We start from the raw sequence: 23,008 nt of genomic DNA on the forward strand, positions 1-23,008 counted from the left end.
AAAAGACTCCAATGCTGTAGTGGGCATTGGAGTCTTTTTTTGTTTAAGGCTAGGCTAAAGCGCCAACTCCTCGCAATTAGGTTCCTCGGAGCTGGACGGGCGCTTCAGCACTTTTGTTCTTAAAATTTAATTGATGCTACTTCATGCATGTAATCGCCAAGCACGCGAAGGCCTTGGTCGAAGTTTTCCAGATGGAAATGTTCGTTCGGCGCATGGAAGTTTTCGCTTGAAAGACCGAAGCCCATTAGCACAACAGGCAAGCCTAAAATTTCATCGAATGCTGCCACAATCGGGATTGACCCGCCACCGCGTGTATAAGCTGTCGGTACTTCATACACTTTTTCGTATGAACGACCTGCCGCCTGAATTGCCGGGTGGTCAAACGGTGTTAAATAAGGTTTTCCTTTATCGAATTCAGAAATCGTTACTTCGACACCTGTTGGTTTATGCTTTTCAATGTGTGCTTTCAGTAAAGCGACAATTTCCTCAGGGTCTTGGTCCGGTACTAAGCGGCATGTTATTTTTGCACCCGCTTCAGCAGGTAATACTGTTTTAATGCCTTCACCAGAGAAGCCGCCGAATACGCCGTTCACTTCCAATGTTGGACGTGCCCATGTTTGTTCCAAATAAGAATAGCCAGCTTCACCGAATAATTCTTTTACACCGACTTCTTCTTTTAATGCTTCTTCATCAAAGTTTAAATCACGGTAAGCTTGGCGCTCTTCTTCAGATAGGGGACGCACTGAATCATAGAAGCCTTCCACTTGAATTGTCCCGTGCTCGTCACGGAAAGATGCTAAAATTTCTGCAAGTGCATGGATCGCGTTTTGAACACCGCCGCCATAAAGGCCAGAGTGCAGGTCACCTTTTGCACCGCGCACATCAATCTGCACACCTGTTAATCCGCGTAAGCCGTAGCATACTGCCGGTTTTCCTTTTGCATAAAGGCCTGTATCGGAAATGACGATCAAGTCTGCCGCTAATTTTTCTTTATTGTCTTCTGTATATTTTGGAAGAGACGGACTGCCGATTTCCTCTTCACCTTCATAAATGAACTTCACGTTAACCGGTAATGTACCTTCTGTTGCAAATAACGCTTCGATCATTTTTAAATGCATGAACACTTGTCCTTTATCATCCGAAGAACCACGTGCAAACAGTTTATTGTCACGGATGGCCGGTTCGAAAGGAGGTGTTTCCCATAAGTTTAGAGGATCCACTGGTTGTACATCATAATGACCGTAGAACAGGATTGTCGGTTTGCCTTCAGCATGAAGCCATTCTCCGTAAACGACCGGATGACCGGCTGTTTCATCTACTGATACGTTTTCGATGTTTAATGATTTTAAGTGGTCTGCCAGCCAGTTTGCCGCTGACAGCATATCTGCCTTATGCTCAGATAAAGCGGAAATACTAGGAATGCGTAAAAATTCGTTTAACTCCGCTAAATGACGTTCACGGTTTTCTGTGAAGTAAGCATCTAATTTTTCTAAATGACTCATATGGTTGAGTGCCTCCCTTTATTTCGGTTATGGAAATAATTATAGCATAGAACGAATGGTAATCAGCGTCCCATCTTTCCTTTTTTTGAGCCTGTATCAAACACCCCATACATTGTCGCCGTTGCAATCGCAAAGACAATTCCGCCATATAAAGGCAAGTAGATGGTTTCCATCATGAGGGAAATTGTCATTAATAGCGTGAAGGAGATGAGTAAGTGCACAAAGTATTTATGGAACCGGTGATGCTGCGTTGTTTTTAATTCAATCAGGACATCGAAAAACATGACAAACGCAAACTCAATGATCCCATAGATTAGGATGAACCAAATTAAGTTGCCCCAACCTTCAAATTCAATTCCGACAAGCAGTAAAATGCCTACCTCTACGGAAATTGCGACTCCGATAATTGCTAAAAATAATAAACCGATAAAAATAAAGCCGATAAAAGCTACGAAATTTTTCATATAGACTCCTAACAATTTTAAATAGATCATAGTTAGTATAAATGATTTCCGGAAAAAAGAGGGAAACGCGCTCTCGTCAAAGAATATAAAAAACACCTGTAGTAAGTGCACTTTATCAAATGCCTCACTACAGGTATAATTTTATGCTTTTACTGTCATGTTTTTCGTTAACTGACGAATCGTATAAACTAATGCGCCGATCAATAGGGCATTTAACAACACTATAATAACAGCGGAGTAGTTTTCGACGCTGATTATGCTAAAAATCGCTAATGGCAGATCTTCCCCCCATAACCCTGAGTGAATGAAAATCACAACAAGCGAAATTAAAATAAAACTCACGCCCATAATAAGATTCATTCGATAAAAACCTGCAGCGATAAACCAGCCGACTAAATAAAATATGACAATATCCAAAGCCAATTTCACAAAGTATAATGACATTTGTTCAAAGCTATTAGAGAAGTTACCAAAGATGAAGTATTCAGCCCCGTACAAAATGGCCGTTAACAATGTAAACGAGACAGCCAGCAGGAAAACGCCCATGACATTCCCTTTAAAATAAGCTTTTCGAGTAACACCCATCGAGACGAAATATTGGAGAAACGGTCCCATCGATAATATCCCGCATACTAGGAAAAAGATGCGCCCCGAATTACCGAGCAGCGCGGCAATCGAAGTTTCAGAACCTTCTTCCATAAAAGAGGGGACACTCATTTCAAAACTATTTCCAGTAAAATTCGAAAAAACAACACTCCCAATATAGATGGCTAAAACAATCGCCATAAACCAAATTGTCCAGCCGCCGATTACTTGAAACATCGAAGTGCCGACGACATATGATTTTTTCGTTTTCATCTTACGATTCCTCCTTCGTCAAATGGATGAATAGCTCTTGTAAGGTGATCTGTGCAAGTTGCAATCCATTTGCACGCTGTTTTTCTTCTCTCGAAAGCTGCCCATAAACCACCGCCTGCTTCGTATTCCCAAGAACTTGTTCTTTTAAAACGGTTTTCCCGATTGTAAATGCATCAACTTCTTCAATAGGACCCGTTACCGTTACCCCACGTGATGTGAATGTATCCAGATCTTCGTTAATGACAATTTCACCTTGATCGATAATAATAATGCCCTCAAACATCGACTCCATTTCCGAAATTAAATGCGTCGATAAAATGATTGTTCTCGGGTGTTCCATATAATCATTTAATACTTCTTCATAAAATTTTACGCGTGCAGGTGCGTCCATTCCTAAATAGGCTTCATCAAAAATCGTAATCGCACAGCGGCTTGCCAAACCGATGACGACATGCATTGCAGACATCATTCCGCGCGATAGGGAAGAGACCGCTACATCTTCAGGAAGGCGAAAACGTTGCATCAGCGCTTTTGCATAGTCTTCATCAAAATTCGGACGAAATGCGGCTGTTTGCTTAATGTATTTCCATACCTTTTCCGACTCATCGAGCTTTATATCGCGGATAAATATAATGTTTTCCATAAGATTTTCATTTTCAAAAACAGAAACACCGTCAATTGCTACACGCCCTGAAGTTGCCTGCGCAAAGCTTGCGAGCAGTGAGAGTAAAGAAGTTTTTCCGGCTCCATTACGACCGAGCAACCCGTATATTTTATTTGTTTCCAATGAAAGGGTAATATTTTTTAGTATTTGTTTATTTTTTAACTGAAGAGAAACATCTTCAAATTGAATGACATTATACATAGTTGAACCCTACCTTTCGTATGAATCGAACATTTTTTGAATTTCTTCCTTTGTCATACCGAGTTTTTTTGCCTCGGCGATTAGCGGTTCAATATATTGCTGTTGAAATTGAGAAATGCGTCGGTTTCGCAGCATTTCAAATGCGCCATCCGCGACAAACATTCCAACGCCACGTTTTTTATAGACAATCCCTGAATCCACCAGCTGATTAAACCCTTTTAGAATAGTGGCGGGATTTATTTTATAGTGTGCAACGAGCTGGTTTGTTGAAGGAATTTGATCACCATCTTTTAAAACGCCATTTACAATATCATCCTCAATCATTTCTGCAATCTGTTGGAAAATGGGTTTTGTATCATCGAATGTTAATCGCATTATTTTCCTCCTCTCACATTTGGTTATATGGTTAACTATATGAGTAACTAACCTTAAAGTCAAGCAAAGATGTAATGTGTTTTTACATAAATATGGAAAGCAATCGGTGCAACTTCTGCTCAAATACGCTACGATAAAAATAATAAATCCAAAAGGGTGATCAGGATGTTCTATCTATTGCTAAGTTATTTATTCGGTACGATCCTTTTTGCGGTCGTTATCGGAAAAATAAAAGGGATTGACCTGCAACAGGCGAATAGCGGCAATCTTGGGGCGCGCAATGCCGGACGTACATTGGGAAAGTGGGCTTTTATCCTCGTGGCGGTGGGGGACGGCTTGAAAGGGCTAATTGTAGTAATAGCAGGGCGTATGCTTGAGCTTCCTGAACTGACGATTGCACTTGCGATCATCGCTGTAGTGCTTGGCCATCTGTACCCGTTTTGGAATCGCGGAAAAGGCGGAAAAGGCGTCGCAACGGTAATCGGAGCAATGGTCGCTTTTTCTCCGCTGCTTCTGCTAGTATTTTTAGCCGGCTTTTTATTGAGTCTGCTCATCACAAAAAGTGCCACACTTAGTATGACAGGCGGATTCATCGTTTATGGCCTATTCGCGAGTATATATACGGATGCAGGGCTGATCGTAACGATTGCACTTGTTCTCGTGATTTGGAAACAGCGTCTTAGCATTGTAGAAAGGGTGAAACCAAATGTACTGGAGTAAAATTGCAGCAACAGATGAAGAATTCGATGCCATCGCAGCATTAAACTATGAAACATTTGTGGAGGAAATCCCCCAGCATGAGCCTAATCCGTCGCGTCGACTTATCGATAAATTTCATGATGAAAATGTATATGTAGTTGTTTATAAAAATACGGAAATGGTCGGTATGGTTGCATTTCGCGATACACGGCCGTTTTCAATCGACCGTAAAATCGGGAATGTGGAAAACTATTTGGATGCTGAAGTTTGTGAATATTTATGTGAAATCCGGCTGCTCGCGGTAAAAAAGAATCACCGGAACGGACGTGTTTTTACGAAGCTTGCAACAGCGATCTACCGCTATTTTTATGATGCGGGATATACGGCATGTGTCATTTCCGGTACGGTACGTGAAGAGAAAATGTATACACAAATGGGGTTCAGGCAATTCGCCTCAGCTGTCGGGACAGAGGAAGCACGTTATTTGCCGATGGTTTTAACACGGCAGGACAGTGCGGTTTTCCGGGAGCGTCTACGAGAACAGAATATGGTATTTTTCCCGGGACCGGCTGCATTGGAAAAGCCGCTCACCCCTTCAACGATTTCCCACCGTTCTGTAAAGTTTCAGCAAGAGCTTGAACAGATGAAAGGTGAGTTATGTAAGCTGGCAAAGGCAAATTACGTCATCCCGCTTGTTGGCACAGGGACACTTGCCAATGATGCGATGCTCGGCCAGCTGAAAAGTGAATTTCCCGATGAAGCCGGACTAGTATTAGTGAACGGAGAATTCGGCGATCGTCTTTATAACCAGGCGAAACAGTGGGGACTACATATTGAAAAGATTGATGTTGGTTGGGGAAAACCAATTGATATTGCGCAAATTGAAGCGTATTTAAAAAAGGGCAGCTATCGTTATATTGTATTTGTTCATGGCGAAACGTCGAACAGTACATTGAATCCGCTCAATGAATTAGGGGAGCTGGCGGAAAAATTTGATGTAAAGCTATGTGCGGACTGTATTAGCTCGTTTGGTTCCATGCCGTTTTCGATGCAGGCGCTACATTATGCAACAGCAGTTAGCGGGAAATCGCTCGGTACGATAGCGGGACTTGCTTTCATCTTTTGTAAGGATCAGCCGGTTTCAAGTGATGCGCCGTTATATTTGAATTTGCCGTATTATATGGAGAAGGAAATTCCGTTCACATTGCAGCATTATTTTGTGGAAGCTGTCAGCGATGCACTCAAGTTGTATCCCGAGCGTTTTGCCGTGTTGGAAAACCGGATGGAGGCAATTAAGAATTCAAGGCTTGATGTAACAGCAACCTACCCGATGATTGCAACATGGGAACACCCGAAAATGGCTGAAATTCTAACAATCTGTGCATTAAACGGCTTTTTACTGCATGGTGACAGCGCGTATTTAAAGGAACGCAACATCGCTCAAATCAGCACAATCCAGCCAACTTTCGATAAGGATTTTAAAAGATTACAAGAATTGCTTACTTATGTAATGGAAACGTTGTAGGGGATTAAGGGGAAGCGGGGAATGCAGAAACATTTATTTCGTTCAAATGATTACAATCAATCTTACAGCATTGTAAGGTAATTGAAAGCCAATCCGATAGAGTGTAATAGTTTAATTTGGCACAATAAGGTCATAAGGAAATTTAACATACACATACGATGTCATTATGCCACGGCGCACTTCATATAAAATCTATCGGAGGACTTTCAAATGAATGAATTATTAACGACTATTTATGATGAATACAACCGCTACATTTACCACCTTTGCTTAAAGCTTACACGCAATCAAAACGAAGCAGAAGATTTAATGCAGGAAGTTTGGGTAAAGGTTGTACGCTATGAAGAATCAGTATCAAAAGTAGACCATGTAAAAGCATGGCTTACAACAATTACGATGAATACATTCCGCGACCGCTATCGCAAAAATGTTCGTCGCAGTAAATACATGATGAATCAACCTGAACAATTAGACGTACCGATTTTAGATTTGGTTCCCAACAATGATTTTACGACGGAAGAACTTGTGGAAAAAACAGAAATCACAAAAATCGTGCAAGAGAAAATGGGTCAGCTTGATAGCATTTATCAAAAAACATTATGGTATTTCTATGTGGACCAATTCTCATTAGCCGAAATTTCCGAGTTGATGAAAGTATCAATCGGTACAGTGAAATCTCGTCTGTTCCGCGCAAAAGCACGCTTAAAAGAAATTTTATTATCCGACAATGGTGTCGCAGAAGCAGTATTGGCTTAGTAATAGTTAGGACGAAAGCTATGGCAGAAAGTTGCCGTAGCTTTTTTTGGTGCGCCCGGCATGTGCATGAACTATAGGGTGAAAGTCCCGAACCCCGAAGACAGAAGTAGAGGTTAGCCAAGAGCAAGGGTGTCCGTGGTGATGCGGAATCTGAAGGAAGCTGGAGGCAAAGCACCGGTCCGAGGAACACGAATCTCATATAAGGCTAGATATGATTGGATGAGTTTGCCAAACAAAACAAAATCCTTTCTGTCGAAGGTCATATCGAGTAAATGAGGCGGATAGATGGTGTGAAAGTGCATGTTCTTACCCGGGGAGGTCTGATAGAAACGTGAAGTACTCTTCATAACCTACTTGGTGACAAGTAATTGAACTGTCAGAAGTCAGCAGAGGTCATAGTACAAGTAAGTCTAGAATTACTTGGAAGGACTGAACGATTAAGAGAGAATAGCCCTTGGCTTTCCAACTTGGATGAATGAACACAGAAAACAGAAGTAACCTCACGCTTAGAAAGAAGTGGTGAATTCCACGAGGGTATTTGCGGAGGGTGTAGTCTAGTTGGGCAAAAGAAGAAAAAAGCTATTCACGGAAAGGAACGAAATGGTGATGTTGAATCAAATTCTGGAACGGCAAAACATGATACAAGCCTTAAAGCGAGTAGAAGCGAATAAAGGAAGCCATGGAGTAGACATGATGCCCGTAAAAACCTTACGACAGCACATTCACGAAAATTGGGATACCATTAAATCGCAGATTTTGACTGGAACCTATGAACCGCAGCCGGTACGCCGGGTCGAAATCCCGAAACCGGACGGTGGCGTGCGACTATTAGGCATACCAACCGTGACTGACCGTTTGATTCAGCAAGCCATCTCGCAGATTTTATCAAAAGAATATGACCTAACATTCTCGGACCACAGCTATGGATTCCGTCCAAATCGGAGTGCTCATGATGCGGTGAGAAAGGCAAAAGGCTATTTAAAAGAGGGATACCGATGGGTAATTGATATGGATTTAGAGAAATTCTTTGATAAGGTTAATCATGACCGCCTAATGGCAACATTAGCAAAACGAATTTCGGATAAACCGTTAATAAAACTTATTCGTAAATATCTCCAAGCGGGTGTCATGATAAATGGAGTAATTTCAAGTACAGAAGAAGGGACCCCTCAAGGTGGTCCTTTAAGTCCGCTACTTTCTAATATCGTCTTAGATGAACTTGATAAAGAGCTAGAGAAACGAGGACATAAATTCGTTCGCTACGCAGATGATTGCAATATTTATGTGAAAACCGAACGTGCTGGATTACGGGTTATGGCAAGTGTACAGCGATTCATCGAGGGTAAACTTCGTTTAAAAGTAAATGAAAAGAAATCAGCAGTAGACCGCCCATGGAATCGTAAATTCCTTGGTTTTAGTTTTACGAATCATAAAGAACCGAAAGTTCGCATTGCGAAATCAAGTCTCGTACGAATGAAGAAGAAAATACGGGAAATTACCTCAAGAAAGATGCCTTATTCCATAGAATACCGAATTGAAAAGTTGAACCAATATCTGATAGGGTGGTGTGGATATTTCGCTTTAGCGGATACTCCTTCAATATTTAAAGCGTTAGATGGATGGATTAAACGGAGATTACGTATGTGTCTATGGAAGAATTGGAAGAACCCCCGAACAAGAGTCAGAAATCTTATTCGTTTAAAAGTACCTTATGGGAAAGCATACGAATGGGGAAACACCCGAAAAGGGTACTGGCGCATTTCAAAAAGCCCCATATTACACAGAACCCTCGGCAATTCCTATTGGGAAAGCCAAGGGCTGAAAAGTCTGCAAGTTCGTTATGAAACTTTGCGTTATTCATCTTAATTGAACCGCCGTATACGGATCCGTACGTACGGTGGTGTGAGAGGTCGGGAGTTAATCACTCCCTCCTACTCGATTGTTTGAATGGAAAGTGGCTGATATCTTATTGGGATTGACTAATATCAGTGAAGGAATGGCTAAAAACTAAGAGAGTTTGACTAATAACCAAGAGCGTTTGACTAATATCCGTAGTAAAGTGACTAATAAAATTAAACACGAGCCAAATAAAAAGCACATGAGCATACTGCTGCTCATGTGCTTATAATTTCGTACACTTATCAAATATTGCCGTTAAAGTTTTAATTTCATCTTCTGTTAACATACCGAACAGGTTTTCAAAAAGATTGTCTACTTGCTGACGAGAGCTTTCGAGCACTTCGATTCCTGCTTCGGTAATATGAATTTGCGAAGCGCGGCGATCCGTTTCATTTTGGGTTTTTTCAATGAGTCCCGCTTTAATGAGCTTCGTCGTCAAAACCGTTACGCCACCTGTCGTCACCTTCAGCTTTTCTGCAATGGCAGAAGGGCGCTTTGGTCCATCTGTATGCAAGTAAGCCAAAATTAAAATATGTGATTTCGAGAAGCCTAACTGATTTTGACTGTTCCATTGATTAGCAATTTTGCGTTCCAACGATGTCATCTTTTCAAAAAGTTCGGTTAACTGCTCGCGTTTATGCTCATTCATCAGTGTCAACTCCAAATGTTATCACTATTCTACGGCTAATTTCTGAAGGGCATTCAATTCAAATGCACGCACTTTACGAGGGATGAAACGACGAATGTCCATTTCGTTATAGCCGATCTGAATGCGTTTTTCATCAAGTAAAATAGGGCTGCGCAACATACGAGGATGCTGCTGGATTAAGTTGTACAACTCTTGAATGGATAACTGGTCAATATCAATGTCCAGGTTTTTGAAATCATTCGAGTTTGTCGCAATAATTTCATCCGTACCATCTTCTGTCATACTTAAAATATGTTTAAACTCTGCTAAAGTCAAAGATTGAGAAGTTGTTCTTTTTTCAGTATAAGTAATATTATTTTCGTTTAGCCATTTCAATGCTTTTCGTGATGAGGAACAGCTCGATTGTGTATAGATTGTTACTGTCATAATTAATTTCCTCGCTTTCCCATAATCAATAATTTGGTGATAGCTTAGTTGTAAGACATTTACTTATAATAATATCTTACCAGTAAGCTATTTATAATGCAATAAGTTTATTATATGTTTCCCTTTTACTGTTTACCCATTCTTCTAATAAATTATACGTATAAAACTATAAAAAGTTTCTAATTTAATATTACAGTTTTGTAAAGTAGAAACTAGAAGAGAGAAGGGGACTGCTGGGCGCGGTTAGTTTTGAACAGGGAATGATTCTAATATGTAGTGGGAGTGCTTTAAAAGACCGCGACTTTTTAATATATTCTAGAAATATTCTAAATAGAACTTACTACTCTAAAAATGTTTTTCAAGAATCCAGGGAATATTGGAATGGTTAAACGCTCGAACCTTTACTATATTCGTCAGCTATAATGAAAAGTCCTTGCCAAGCGATTGTTTATTGACGAATAATTCTGACTAACATTCTTATTTTTCTAATATTTGACACAATTATCCAGTTAAAGTCTTTTCTTAATGAAAAAAACAGTGCACTCTATAATAAAGAGTACACTGCATGATTAAAAACTATTTAAATTCGTTTAATTCTTTCGTTTCGCGAGTCGTAAACCAGTCTTGCACGTTCCATACTTTCGTCGCTAAACCTTCATAGAATTCCGGCTCATGCGATACAAGAACGATTGTCCCTTTGAATTCCTTCATGGCACGCTTCAGCTCTTCTTTTGCATCAACGTCCAAGTGGTTTGTCGGTTCGTCAAAGATCAGCCAGTTTGTTTGATCCATCATCAGTTTGCAAAGACGTACTTTTGCCTGCTCACCACCAGAAAGTGAATTCAGTGGGCGAGTAATATGATCCGTTTTCAGACCGGCACGTGCCAATGCTGCACGGACTTGCGCTTGTTCCATAGAAGGGAACGCATTCCATACATCATCAATCGGTGTGATTTTACCTGCTTTTACTTCCTGTTCGAAGTAAGATGGCTCCAAATAGTCGCCTAAAATTACTTTACCGTCCAATGGCTGAACTTTGCCTAACATTGTTTTCAGTAAAGTCGATTTCCCGACACCGTTCATGCCGACTAACGCAATTTTTTCACCGCGTTCGATTTGGAATGTAAGAGGCGGTAATAATGGTTTTTCTTTATCATAGCCAATTACCAAGTTTTCCGCTTCCACTACGTAACGACCAGGTGTACGTGCTTCTTTAAAGCTGAACTCCGGTTTTACAGCTGTTTCCGGGCGGTCAATACGCTCCATACGATCCAGCTGCTTCGCACGTGATTTGGCACGGCCGCTTGTTGAGTAGCGTGCTTTGTTGCGGGCAATGAAATCTTCCTGCTGTTTAATAAATTCCTGCTGTTTTTCATATGCATCGATATGCTGGCGCTTATTGATTTCCGCAAGCTCGATAAACTTCTCATATGTCGCAGTATAACGCGTCATTTTAGCAAATTCTAAATGTAAAATTACATCAACAACATTGTTCATAAATTCCGTATCATGCGAAATTAAAAGGAATGCGTACGGGTAGTTTTTCAAATAGTTTTTCAGCCAAGTAACATGTTCTTCATCTAGATAGTTGGTAGGCTCGTCCAGCAATAATACTTTCGGCTTTTCAAGTAAAAGCTTAGCCAGTAAAACTTTTGTACGCTGACCACCGGATAATGCGGCAACATCGCGTTCCAGACCAATCGCATCCAACCCTAAACCACGGGCAATCTCATCGATTTTCATGTCCAGGCTATAGAAATCACCAGCATCAAGTGCATCCTGGATTTCAGACATTTCTTCCAGTAGGCTGTCGTAATCTGCATCAGGCTCGCCCAATTCCACTGAAATTTCATTTAAACGCTCTTCCTTCTTATATAAAGGGGCAAATGCATCACGTAATGCATCACGCATAGAACGGCCGGCAGTTAAAACCGTATGCTGGTCTAAATAACCGTAATGTGTACCAGGCAGCCATTCCACTTTTCCTTCATCGTGAATTGCTTGTCCTGTAATAATGCTCATCAATGTCGATTTCCCAACACCGTTTGCACCTACAAGTCCGATATGATCGCCTTCAACAAGACGGAATGAAACTTCTTTAAATAACGTACGGTCACCAAATGAATGCCCTAAATTTTCAACAGTTAATATTGCCATATATAATCCTCCGAGTGTTTTAGTGTTTCCTGCTAATAACGTTGATTTCCGTTTCGGCGGACGCTTTCTGGGGGCGTGAGGCCGACATGAAGTCGGTCACAAAAGCGTTGCCACAGGACATGGCGTACTTAGCTTTTGTTCCCCTGTAGTCTCAGGCGCCGCCACCTACACAATCAACTAGATCCTTCTTTATAAAAAAATTTATCCATTAAAAAACCCGCAACATTAAAGTGCTGCGAGCTGTTTGTTTAGTTCTGCTAGCCGTGCTTCCATATTTTCAAGGCGTGCGAGCGCTTGTTTTACTGAGTCTGCATGGCCAAGTGATTCAAGCTTTTCCATATCGCCTTGAAGATTGATGTAATCATTCTTTAATTCGGCGATTTCCTGCTGAAGCTGGTCTTTTGTTTGCATCATTAATTGCTCCTTTAGTTTCGGAAATTAATCTTTTCATATTGTAACATAATGCATACATTTATGTGATGGGGAAAGCCTAATTTTTTAAGTTAAATATGTGCCATATTGTGACGCGCATAAGCTAAATCGAGCAGCAGGTTTTTCAGAATTTCATTGTTTGTCAGAATTTCAAGGCCGCGCTGCTTGCGGACAGCTCGTTCGCGGCGCTGTTCATGAAGCAAGAGCTCCATCACGGCATTTTGAATAATGGACTGCTTCATTTTTCGGCCTAATCCGATATGGATAAATCCGTTCATTTCGCGCGTGAATGCATAGTTCAGTTCATTATCCTGCTGTGCCGTTGTAATACAAGGAATACCGGCAGCTGCCACTTTATACGGTGTATAGTTGGCATTGCAAATAATCAAATCTGCTTGCGGCATCAGCTCGAGCAGGGCATCGGATTTTTGAACGATGACGGTATTTTTTCGGCTTAATGCCATCATTTTTAAACTATCGATGTCATGATGATAGTCATCGTCAATCGCAACTGAAACTTTTAATGGGATTTGCAGCTGGGTTAAGTGGCGTAAAGTGCGGTAAGTCAGATTGTTGCTATCCCCATCTTCAAATGCGACAACAATATGCGGAAGTGAATCTTTAATCGAGCTATCGGGTTTTTCAAGGATTTGGTATGCGACTTTTTCTAAATTTGGCGGTACGGCAAATGCATAGCTGCCGGCAAGTTCGTGTGTATGCGGTTCTTCATGGGATTCTCCGAACAACGCAACGATATGACAGTCACTAAGCTGTACACCATTGCCAAAATCATCGAAATGAACAATCGTCGGGCAAAAAGGTTTAATCGTTTCAATTTGTTCGACTTGGGTATCTTTACCTTCATGAATGATCAAATGAGGCTCGAATTCACGGATTTTCTTTTGAAGCTCCGTAAAACGATCAAACTTTACAATATTTAAGCCAGTTTGGGCCAATTTATCAAGAAGCTGTTCGTTTGCAGTTTTCACAAAGAGAACGACCTCTTCATCCTGCAACAGATTTGCCAAAGTTACTGCACGTTCAAAAGGATATGTTCCTTTAATCTCACAATGCTCGATAATCCATATAATTTTTCTTTTTTGCACGTAAATCCCATCCTTTCCACTATCTCTATAAAATATGGTGGGATTGCCGAAATTATGAATGAGAGAGTTTTCTACATATACATACATCAAAATAAAGAAAAGAGGAAACATATGAAAACGATGCGCTCAGCGTTGGTCGTAGGTGCAACAGGATTGGTTGGTTCTTCGCTTGTGAAGTTATTATGCGAGAGTGAGGAGTATGCTGCAGTCAATGTCATTTCGAGAAGGCCGCTTGATTTTAAGCACCCGAAATTAGTTGTAAAGCTGTGTGAATTCGATCAGATTGTGGACAAGGATATTGAATTTGCTCATGAGGTCTTTTGTTGTTTAGGTACGACAATGAAAAAGGCAGGATCAAAGCAGCAGTTTGAAAAGGTCGATTTTGAATATCCGCTGACGATTGCAGCAATCGCAAAAAATCGGGGAGTCGGTCATTTCATTGTCATTTCCGCAATGGGAGCAAATGAAAAGGCACTTGCTTATTATAGTAAGGTAAAGGGTAAATTGGAGGCAGAGCTCATTAAAATGGATTTTCCTCGTCTATCAATCGTTCGTCCATCACTCATTACAGGGGATCGGCCAGAATTCCGTCTAGGAGAAACAATAGGCGATAAAGTTTTAAAGGTGCTTAACCCGGTTCTAATCGGGCCGCTGAAAAAAATGCATTCCATACCTGCAACGCAAATAGCTTTGGCAATGAAAGTTATTGCACTGTACGGGAAAGAGCAAAAAGTGGCGGTTTACTTATCCGATGAGCTGCTGGAAATGCAGATGCCTCCAATTGAAAAGGAAGAAGCTTTATCAGATGAAGAAGTGACCTTTAACTGGGATAAATACAATGAAGATCCATTGCCGCCAGTAAATCGTGAGGATAAAGAGGGACGACGGATAAATGATGAGCGGGGGAAATAAGGTTGAAACTATCCTCATGTTGTATTTTGGAAATTACGCTAATTTCCACTGAAATCACGATGTAAGACGAAAGACTGAAATTGAACTTTACTAAGCAACTACCTATTAAAAAGCAATGTTATTCTGATACAATATGAGTACAATGATTTACATGGAGGAACATTTATGAAAATATTACTTGTCGATGGAACCATCTTTGGTCGTAAAACCGGAGTTCTTTTGGAACAGGTTCAACAATATATTCAAGCTTTCAACCCTTCGCTAGAATTAGAGATTTTATACTTCTCCAAATTACAGCATCAAATACTAGACGGCAGCCCGTTAAATGATGATATGAAAAACATGATTCAAAAATTTGAAGAAGCGGATGCTTACATTTTCGCATCACCAATTTTCCAGGCATCGATCCCAGGCGTACTGAAAAATGCCTTTGATATGATTCCACCAAAAGCGTTACGTTACAAGCCGGCTGCTATGATCGGCAATGGCGGAACATACCAGCATCATTTAGTACTGGAAACCCAATTACGTCCGATTCTTGATTACTTCCGATGCCTAGTTACACCAAACTATGTATACACACACGCAGATCACTTTGATAAAGATAATAAAATTATCGATGAAGATGTACACAACCGCCTGCGTGAACTTGCACGCGTATTCGTTCAATATTGTGAAATGACAAAAACATTATCAAAACAAGCAGTTGATATGCAATAACTATGAGGAGCCTCCATTAATTGATGGAAGCTTCTTTTTTTCTTCAGCAGACCTTCATATTTCTCCTCAAAAAGTTCATGAATATTTCCTCGCGTATAATATATTTCTTTATTCATCATAATTTAAAGTTAGGAAGATGCTATAATGGTACTGTAAAAATTTGTAATGATGAGTAATCACAAATAATTTCATTTGAATCCACCGACATTTTGGAGTACCATGAATACTTATGTCAAAGTGAAGATTTTACTTCCGGAGCATTTGGAGGCGAACCGATAGATGGAACAAACGATATGGCAACAGGAAGAGACACATTTAAAAGAAATCAGCGCTCTTCTCAAACAACAAATAAAGATACAGTCCAATCATTTAAAAAAGCAAAAAGGCGACATTGTTGAGGAACGCTCACAAGCATCTTCGGAATTTAACGATGTTTCAGGGGAAAGTGCCATCCAGTTTTCGCAAATGCTGCAAACAATGCAATTGCGCGAGCGTGAGTATCTGAATGCCAGCGAACAATTAAGCAAAATGCAAATTTTATATAAAAGTCCGTATTTCGGGCGCATTTCAATTGAAAATGAAGAAGGCGAACGGGAACATTTATATATTGGTTTATCGACATTCCGCGAACCAAAAACGGATGATGTGCTGATTTATGACTGGCGCGCACCGATTTCAAGCCTCTTTTATGAAAATAAAGTCGGGAAATCACGCTATCAAATTCCTGACGGAGAATATATTCCGGTTACGATTCAAGGCCGCCGTCAGTATAAAGTAAAGTACGATGAGCTGTTGCAAGTACTGGACGCCGATATTTATGTTGGTGATGAAGTGCTCCAAAGTCTGCTGTCGGATACCGCGAAAGAAAAGATGAAATCGATTGTCGCAACAATCCAGAGCGACCAGAACATCGTCATCCGTTCTTCAAATAAAGATAATTTAATCGTACTCGGACCGCCTGGAAGCGGGAAAACCTCTGTTGCGATGCAGCGAATTGCGTATTTGCTGTATGAATACCGTCAAACAATGAATGCACGCAGTATTCTGCTCATTTCACCGTCTGATTTGTTCAATGACTACATTTCGAACGTATTGCCGGAACTCGGTGAGGATAATGTACAGCATACGACGTACTACCGTTTACTGCGCAATTTAAAATTGTCATATTATAAAGCAGAAACGAGCTACGAAAATATTGAACGACTTCAAAAGGCGAGTAAGGAAGAACGTGAGCACTATGCATTTAAAGGTTCACATGCCTACGTAAAGCAACTGTTGAAATATATTGAAAGTCTCAAGAAGAGCGGCATGCCGTTTTATAATTTAAAGGTCGAAGGAAAGCTGTTCGTTTCCGCCAAAAAATTGACGGATCTGTTTTATGATAAGTTCGGCGCACTGGATATTGATTTTCGTCTGAAAAAAATCCGTACAGTACTGCTGGAAAAGATAGAGCAGGAAAAAGCAAAAGACCGCAAAGTATTAATGAAGGAATTAAAGTCGATCAATACGTATATCGGGACAGATAAGGAAATCGAGCAGCAGGCAAATGAGAAGCTGCAAAAAAGGTACGGCAAACTTGAAAGTGCGATTCATCAGCTAGGGTTTGTCAATTTAAACAAAATGTATGTGCATTCGTTAACTTATCAAAACGATAATTTAAAAACGCAAATGATTCAGGCAGCAACGACTGAAACATTGAAACAACGCATATTATATTACGAAGATTTGGCACCCATCATGTATATGCAAGCTGTTGTAAAAGGCTTATATACGGATAATACGATCAAACATATTGTCATTGATGAAATCCAGGACTATTCGTATTTGCAGCTGTTGGTGATTAAAGCGATGCATCCGAAAGCGCATTACACATTGCTCGGAGATAAAAACCAGGTCGTGCATCCGCAAATGAAGGACTCGCTTGCTGGTCCATTGTCCAAGCACTTCAAAGCAGTCGAACTAAACAAATCGTATCGTTCGACAAATGAAATTACCGATTATATGAGCGCAATTTTAAACAACACGACAACCGAATCGCTCGGTGTATCAGGGGATAAGCCGCAAATTATTGAAACAAATGCATTGCGGGAAACCATTATCCAGCTTGTGAATACGCATTATAAAGAAGAGGAAAGCTTCGTCATTTTATGCAAAAATAAGCTGGCATCCGAACAATTATACAAGGAATTAAAACCGCTTCTTCCTCAGCTCCAGCTCGTTACTGAAGAACAGAAGGTATATATGAAGGGGCTGCTCATCATGCCGGGCTATATGGCGAAAGGCTTTGAGTTTACAACAGTTCTAGTAGCGGATGCGAATGCCAATGTATACAGGGAAGAGATGGATGCTTATTTACTGTATACAATTGCTTCACGTGCGACACGTCAATTATTTTTAGTAACGGACGGAACATTGCCAAAAGCGCTTGCACACATCGGTGAACAGTATTATCGTAAAGAAGTGAACATTTAGGCGGCTTTTTACGTCTAACAGAAGAGGACTACTTTTTTAGGAGATACAAATGGAAAATTTCGATTTAATTTTAGTTTTAAAGCATTTTATTATCGGTATTGTTCAAGGTTTAACTGAACCGATTCCGGTGTCATCAAGTGGACATGTCATGATTGTCAGTGAAATTCTAGGCTTAGGCGAACAAGGGTTTACATTTGCGATCCTGACGAATACTGCATCACTGATTGCGATTATGTTTATTTACCGTGAAGATATTATTCGGTTAATTACAGGATTTTTACTGTTTATTAAAACACGCAATCAACGTTACCGTAAGGACTTTAATTTTGCGCTTTACATCATTATCGGCTCGATTCCGGCAGGGGTTTTAGGTGTACTGCTGAGCGATGTTATTGCCGATAATGTGAGCATGACGACAATTGCGATCATGCTGTTTGTGACAGGGATTGCGTTATGGTTGATTCGTAATCTGCGCGGAACAAAACGTGACGGGGATTTATCAGCAAAGGATGCCCTATTAGTAGGCTTTGGGCAGGCCGTTGCATTAACACCGGGGATTAGCCGATCAGGTGCCACAATTATTTCGGCAATCGCTGTCGGAATGAAACAGGAAACGGCACTGCGTTTCTCATTCATGCTGTATATTCCGGTTAGTCTAGGCGGTGTTGTATTAGGGTTTACAGACTTCCTGGATGAGCCAAACAAAGCGGATTTAGCCATTCCGTATACAGTCACATTCCTTGCGACATTGTTTATGACATATTTCGCCATGCGATGGTTCATGGGTATTATGAAAAATGGAAAGCTGCATTACTTCACGTATTATTGCTTTTTAGTTGGTATTTTATTATTAATATTCTATTAGAACAGATTAAGCACGCTTGTAGTCTTCAAGACTATGAAGCGTGTTTTTTTGTTTTGTTTTTTCGAGTCGGTGCATAACCTGATTTATAAGCGTTCTCAAGCGATTAAGCACTCCTGTTTCCTTTAAAATTCAAATTAGATTGTAAAAAAATATTGACAAATGGAGCAAATTTCTATTTAATTAGTTAGGTTAACTAACCATTTTGGATGAAATAGGGAGGTAATTTAATTATGACTTTCTTTTTACAATTGCACCGTTTTCATAAACGCTATATGCAGCGTCTGACTAATATACTGGCAGTGCATGAACTGTCCAATGCCAACTGGTCTCTAATGCAATATTTGGCGAATGAAGATCTGGCAACAATGAGTCAGATCGCGAAATATTGGGATGTTGAGAAGCCGACTGTTTCTGCAAATGTTAAGACATTGACGAAACTGGAGATTATTCAAATGAAACAAGGCAATGACAGAAGGGAAAAATATATAAGTTTGACGGAAAAAGGAGAAAGATTGTATGAAAATATTTCCCCGGAAATTAAATTTCTACAAAATCAGCTATTAAACAACCTGTCAGACGAACAACAGGAGCTTTTCGAAAAAGCCTTGTCTGATATGGAGAAAATATTGAAAGAAGGGCTAGAATGAGTGAAGTAAAAGAACCAATCTGGACGAAGGATTTTATCATTGTATCAATCATTAACTTTATAGCGATCTTAATATTCTTCCTGCTAATGGTGACCATTTCAAGTTATGCGGTAGAAACGTATCAAGTTTCAACAAGTATTGCAGGACTTGTTTCAAGTATTTTTATTATCGGGTCATTGATCGGCCGATTAGGAGCAGGGCGTCTCATCAGTAATATTGGTCCACAGAAGATGCTTTTAATTGGTCTTATCGTATTTTTCGTATCTACAACACTTTATTTAATGGAATGGGGCGTTGTTTATTTATTGATCGTCCGCTTATTGCAAGGGGTTGCGGTCGGAACAGTCGGAACAGCGACAGGTACGATTGTTGCTATGATATTACCGGCATCACGTAAAGGGGAAGGAATTGGATACTTTAGTTTAAGTGCCATTTTGGCAACAGCAATCGGTCCGTTTGTCGGCATGTTCATGCTGAAGCTTGAAAACGGCTTTGATGTCATTTTCTATATGAACACGGTGCTTTCGCTTATTTTACTGGTCGCTTATTTCTTTGTTAAAATTTCTTTACCACAACCAAATAAACAAAACGGAAGTGAGCCTGAGAAGCTTTCATTCCTTGAAAAATTCATCGAACCAAAAGCGCTTCCGATTTCATTTATTGCCTTATTAATCGGCTTTGCATACTCGGGAGTTATGACATTCATTACGTTTTATGCACGAGAAATCAATTTAGTGGAAGCGGCAAGCTACTTTTTCTTAGCCTATGCAGGGATTGTCGTTATTTCCCGTCCGATTACCGGGAAAATGATGGATGTGCGCGGTCCAAATATTATTGTTTATCCATGTCTTATCGTTTTTGCAATTGGTATGCTGCTGTTCAGTCAGGCATCAGCAGGTTGGATGCTGTTACTTGCAGCGGTCCTGATTGGCTTTGGTTACGGGAACTTTAATTCCATTGCGCAAACGATTGCTGTTAAAGTGACGGAGCCGCATCGATTCGGCTTAGCAACATCAACATACTTCATTTTATATGATTTAGGGTTAGGTGTCGGGCCATTTATTTTAGGTATGATTGAACCTTATACAACATACCGCACAATATTCGTATCGATGATTCCGCTCATTCTTATCTGTATTCCGCTTTACTATATATTAGTAGCGAGAAAACGGAAAATTGCATAGGTTCTGTCAAGGTAATTAGTCAAATTGACAGCTTCATGTCAGAAACTTACTAACAATAAGCATGTATCTTCTTAAAAGGTACATGCTTATTGTTTATTCAGAAAGAAAGTGATAAAATTTTGAAAATTACAAAAAGGAAGAGAGTTCACTATGCAATATTCTGATAGTATTTTAAAAACACCGTCATCATTCATCCGAAATATTTTAAAAGTAACGGATGCACACGACGTCATTTCATTTGCGGGAGGCTTGCCAAATCCAATCTCATTTCCAATTGATGAGTTAAAGCAGTCGGTAAATGATGCGATCGACGCAAATGGTGCAAAGGTATTTCAATATTCTACGACACAAGGCTATTTGCCGCTACGTCAGTATATTGCAGAGAAATATAATAACAAACAATTGAATTTAAACTATACAGCAGATGATGTACTTATAACGACTGGATCCCAGCAGGCGTTGGAACTTATTTCCAAAGTTCTGCTAAACAAAGGGGACGGGGTTGTCATCGAGGAGCCCGGCTATTTAGGAGCCATCCAAGCATTTACATTACGTGAACCAAGTTTTTACGGTGTAACACTTGAAACAGAAGGTATGAATGTAGAACAGTTGAAGGATGCGCTAAAACAGCCAAATGTGAAAATGGTCTATACTGTTCCGAACTTCCAAAATCCTACCGGGTTAACGTATACGAAAGAGCGCCGTGAAGAAGTTTTTGAAGCGGTAAAAGATCAAGATATCATTTTTATCGAGGATGATCCGTACGGTGAGCTTCGTTTCACTGGGGAGCACTTGCCGTATATCGCAGCAGGAAAAATGACAAACAGTGTCGTATTAGGTTCGTTCTCAAAAACGGTTACACCGGGGATGCGCCTAGGCTATATTTTGACGAAAAACAAAGAACTACTGGATCATGTCGAAACAGCGAAGCAGGCGACGGATTTGCATACAAACATTTTCGGACAATACATTTTGCATCAGTATTTAACGACTAATGAGTATGAAGCACATGTTGAAAAAATTATTGCGCTCTACAAAACACAAGCGGACACAATGCTTGCTGCTATGGAAAAGTACTTCCCGCCATATGTGAACTACACGAAACCTGAAGGCGGTATGTTTGTATGGGTTACACTTCCGGCAGGTGTAAATGCACTTGAAAAATTTGCGGAAGCAATGGAGAAAAAAGTAGCATTCGTACCGGGAAATCCATTTTATACCGACAGAGAATCGGTAAATACACTACGCCTGAACTATACAAATGCAACACCTGAAATTATCGAAGAGGGCATTAAACGTTTAGCGGAAATTTTATAATGTATATTTAGGGAAGCTATTGCTTGGAGGAATCCGAGTGATAGCTTTCTTTTATTTAGAAATTCACAGAAGAACAAATGGGAAATAATAGTATAATAATATTAATTGTCAAAACGTGATATGAAGGGGTGCACTAATTTGAAAATTATGTTTGAATCGATTACCGAATTTGGCGATATACTTTTACCTGCATTTGAAGTAGAAGTACAATCACCGTCAATCAATCTATATACAGATGTGACAAAAATTAATTACATCATCAAACAATTATCATCAACATCAGAAATTTATATACATCAGCAGGAAACTGGACATTATGAGAGGTTAACTGTAGAAGAAACGTTTCGATTTTATTTGAATTTACATAATCGAGGCGATTCAGTGGAATCACTCATCCGGGAATTCGGTTTAGAACAACTGAAAAAAGTACGTGTGGATAAGTTAACATTAAGCGAACGCCGTTTATTAGGATTTTTAAGAGTATACATACAGCAACATGATGTAATAGCTTTGATCGAACCGTTCCAAAATTTACAGCAAGACGAGCGTAAAGTCATTTTGCATTTAATTTCAAAATTACAGCATTCGGGAAAGAAAACGATATTACTTTCGAATAACTTAGAGCACTTAATCCATTTAGAAGGGGAAATCTTCAGACTGGATCAAGAAGGGCTACATCCGCTTGATGTGAAAGAAGAGCAAACAGAACAAGCAGCTACAGAACCTGTTCAGCTTAAAATCGAAAAGATCCCTACAAAGAAAAATGAAAAAATCATCTTATTTAATCCGCCGGAAATCGATTATATCGAAAGTGTCGAGGGGGAAGTATTTGTTTATGTTGCCGGAGAAGGATACCCGTGCACACTAACTTTGAGTGAACTTGAAAAGCGGTTACATCATTTCGGATTTTTCCGCTGCCATCGTTCTTATATCGTCAATTTGCAAAAAGTAAGGGAAATAATAACGTGGACTCGCAATAGTTACAGCTTATCTCTTCAAGGTACAAACAAATCGGAAGTACCATTATCACGCACAAAACTTACGGAGTTAAAAGAAATTGTCGGAATATAGATTTCCTGGGAAATAGCGCGTACAATTCATCGATCTATAACACCAAACACCATCAATTTGCGACAATTCACCGTCGAAATAATGCCGTCCTTCCTGTTTTTCTTTAA

At 40.0% G+C, this 23,008-nt stretch carries 22 protein-coding genes; 12 read left to right on the plus strand and 10 right to left on the minus strand.

Translation table 11 applies throughout. From position 1 onward, the window contains the following. Positions 1 to 119: 119 nt before the first annotated feature. The 5 genes from MKY71_RS02150 to MKY71_RS02170 form a co-directional block, all read right to left on the minus strand. Positions 120 to 1,502, minus strand: a complete 1,383-nt coding sequence (locus MKY71_RS02150; RefSeq protein WP_339174999.1) for a dipeptidase — start codon at positions 1,500 to 1,502, stop codon at positions 120 to 122. A 62-nt stretch (positions 1,503 to 1,564) separates the two neighbouring features. Further along, on the minus strand, positions 1,565 to 1,966 hold the full coding sequence (locus MKY71_RS02155; RefSeq protein ID WP_339175000.1) for a YrvL family regulatory protein: 402 nt from the start codon (positions 1,964 to 1,966) through the stop codon (positions 1,565 to 1,567). 141 nt (positions 1,967 to 2,107) lie between these two features. Beyond that, positions 2,108 to 2,824, minus strand: a complete 717-nt coding sequence (locus tag MKY71_RS02160; RefSeq protein WP_340731438.1) for a hypothetical protein — start codon at positions 2,822 to 2,824, stop codon at positions 2,108 to 2,110. Between the two features lies 1 nt (position 2,825). Beyond that, positions 2,826 to 3,689 carry an ABC transporter ATP-binding protein gene (locus MKY71_RS02165; RefSeq protein ID WP_340731439.1) on the minus strand — a complete coding sequence of 288 codons (864 nt, stop codon included), beginning with the start codon at positions 3,687 to 3,689 and terminating at the stop codon, positions 2,826 to 2,828. A 9-nt stretch (positions 3,690 to 3,698) separates the two neighbouring features. Beyond that, positions 3,699 to 4,064 (minus strand): GntR family transcriptional regulator, encoded by a 366-nt coding sequence (locus tag MKY71_RS02170; RefSeq protein ID WP_339175003.1) that lies wholly within the window; start codon positions 4,062 to 4,064, stop codon positions 3,699 to 3,701. Between the two features lie 165 nt (positions 4,065 to 4,229). On the opposite strand from MKY71_RS02170, the gene MKY71_RS02175 reads away from it, so the two are divergent. From MKY71_RS02175 to ltrA, 4 genes are all read left to right on the plus strand, one after another. Further along, positions 4,230 to 4,784: a glycerol-3-phosphate acyltransferase gene (locus tag MKY71_RS02175; protein ID WP_339175004.1), complete on the plus strand. Its 555-nt coding sequence runs from the start codon at positions 4,230 to 4,232 to the stop codon at positions 4,782 to 4,784. Further along, positions 4,771 to 6,288: an aminotransferase class V-fold PLP-dependent enzyme gene (locus MKY71_RS02180; RefSeq protein ID WP_340731440.1), complete on the plus strand. Its 1,518-nt coding sequence runs from the start codon at positions 4,771 to 4,773 to the stop codon at positions 6,286 to 6,288. Before MKY71_RS02175 ends, MKY71_RS02180 begins: the two co-directional genes overlap by 14 nt. 210 nt (positions 6,289 to 6,498) lie before the next feature. After that, positions 6,499 to 7,044, plus strand: a complete 546-nt coding sequence (locus MKY71_RS02185; RefSeq protein ID WP_251689971.1) for an RNA polymerase sigma factor — start codon at positions 6,499 to 6,501, stop codon at positions 7,042 to 7,044. Between the two features lie 603 nt (positions 7,045 to 7,647). Further along, a complete protein-coding gene (gene ltrA, locus MKY71_RS02190; RefSeq protein WP_340733596.1) occupies positions 7,648 to 8,910 on the plus strand; it encodes a group II intron reverse transcriptase/maturase in 1,263 nt (420 codons plus the stop codon). Between the two features lie 256 nt (positions 8,911 to 9,166). Here ltrA and MKY71_RS02195 read toward each other — a convergent pair whose 3' ends face one another. The 5 genes from MKY71_RS02195 to MKY71_RS02215 form a co-directional block, all read right to left on the minus strand. Further along, positions 9,167 to 9,592, minus strand: a complete 426-nt coding sequence (locus MKY71_RS02195; RefSeq protein WP_339197384.1) for a MarR family winged helix-turn-helix transcriptional regulator — start codon at positions 9,590 to 9,592, stop codon at positions 9,167 to 9,169. Between the two features lie 24 nt (positions 9,593 to 9,616). Further along, positions 9,617 to 10,018 (minus strand): transcriptional regulator SpxA, encoded by a 402-nt coding sequence (gene spxA, locus MKY71_RS02200; RefSeq protein ID WP_008404676.1) that lies wholly within the window; start codon positions 10,016 to 10,018, stop codon positions 9,617 to 9,619. Positions 10,019 to 10,594: 576 nt separating this feature from the next. Beyond that, positions 10,595 to 12,175 carry an ABC-F family ATP-binding cassette domain-containing protein gene (locus MKY71_RS02205; protein WP_339175008.1) on the minus strand — a complete coding sequence of 527 codons (1,581 nt, stop codon included), beginning with the start codon at positions 12,173 to 12,175 and terminating at the stop codon, positions 10,595 to 10,597. Positions 12,176 to 12,400: 225 nt separating this feature from the next. Continuing rightward, entirely contained in the window at positions 12,401 to 12,586 is a 186-nt protein-coding gene (locus MKY71_RS02210) for an SE1832 family protein (protein WP_251689967.1), read from the minus strand. 92 nt (positions 12,587 to 12,678) lie between these two features. After that, positions 12,679 to 13,713 (minus strand): PseG/SpsG family protein, encoded by a 1,035-nt coding sequence (locus MKY71_RS02215; RefSeq protein ID WP_339175010.1) that lies wholly within the window; start codon positions 13,711 to 13,713, stop codon positions 12,679 to 12,681. A gap of 111 nt (positions 13,714 to 13,824) precedes the next feature. Between MKY71_RS02215 and MKY71_RS02220 the strand changes: the two genes are divergently transcribed. From MKY71_RS02220 to MKY71_RS02255, 8 genes are all read left to right on the plus strand, one after another. Continuing rightward, positions 13,825 to 14,625, plus strand: a complete 801-nt coding sequence (locus MKY71_RS02220) for an NAD(P)H-binding protein (RefSeq protein ID WP_340731441.1) — start codon at positions 13,825 to 13,827, stop codon at positions 14,623 to 14,625. A gap of 165 nt (positions 14,626 to 14,790) precedes the next feature. Continuing rightward, positions 14,791 to 15,345, plus strand: coding sequence for an NADPH-dependent FMN reductase (locus tag MKY71_RS02225; protein ID WP_340731442.1), 555 nt, complete (start codon positions 14,791 to 14,793; stop codon positions 15,343 to 15,345). Positions 15,346 to 15,624: 279 nt separating this feature from the next. After that, positions 15,625 to 17,817 (plus strand): HelD family protein, encoded by a 2,193-nt coding sequence (locus MKY71_RS02230; RefSeq protein ID WP_340731443.1) that lies wholly within the window; start codon positions 15,625 to 15,627, stop codon positions 17,815 to 17,817. 49 nt (positions 17,818 to 17,866) lie between these two features. Next, on the plus strand, positions 17,867 to 18,682 hold the full coding sequence (locus tag MKY71_RS02235; RefSeq protein ID WP_340731444.1) for an undecaprenyl-diphosphate phosphatase: 816 nt from the start codon (positions 17,867 to 17,869) through the stop codon (positions 18,680 to 18,682). Positions 18,683 to 18,912: 230 nt separating this feature from the next. Then, positions 18,913 to 19,329, plus strand: coding sequence for a MarR family winged helix-turn-helix transcriptional regulator (locus tag MKY71_RS02240; protein ID WP_339175016.1), 417 nt, complete (start codon positions 18,913 to 18,915; stop codon positions 19,327 to 19,329). After that, on the plus strand, positions 19,326 to 20,513 hold the full coding sequence (locus MKY71_RS02245; protein ID WP_340731445.1) for an MFS transporter: 1,188 nt from the start codon (positions 19,326 to 19,328) through the stop codon (positions 20,511 to 20,513). Before MKY71_RS02240 ends, MKY71_RS02245 begins: the two co-directional genes overlap by 4 nt. A gap of 150 nt (positions 20,514 to 20,663) precedes the next feature. Then, entirely contained in the window at positions 20,664 to 21,830 is a 1,167-nt protein-coding gene (locus MKY71_RS02250; RefSeq protein ID WP_340731446.1) for an aminotransferase-like domain-containing protein, read from the plus strand. A gap of 147 nt (positions 21,831 to 21,977) precedes the next feature. Next, on the plus strand, positions 21,978 to 22,901 hold the full coding sequence (locus MKY71_RS02255) for a LytTR family transcriptional regulator DNA-binding domain-containing protein (protein ID WP_340733602.1): 924 nt from the start codon (positions 21,978 to 21,980) through the stop codon (positions 22,899 to 22,901). Positions 22,902 to 23,008: the final 107 nt, after the last annotated feature.

It is taken from the genome of Solibacillus sp. FSL W7-1324 (assembly GCF_038008025.1).
In the GTDB taxonomy this organism is placed as follows: Bacteria; Bacillota; Bacilli; order Bacillales_A; family Planococcaceae; genus Solibacillus.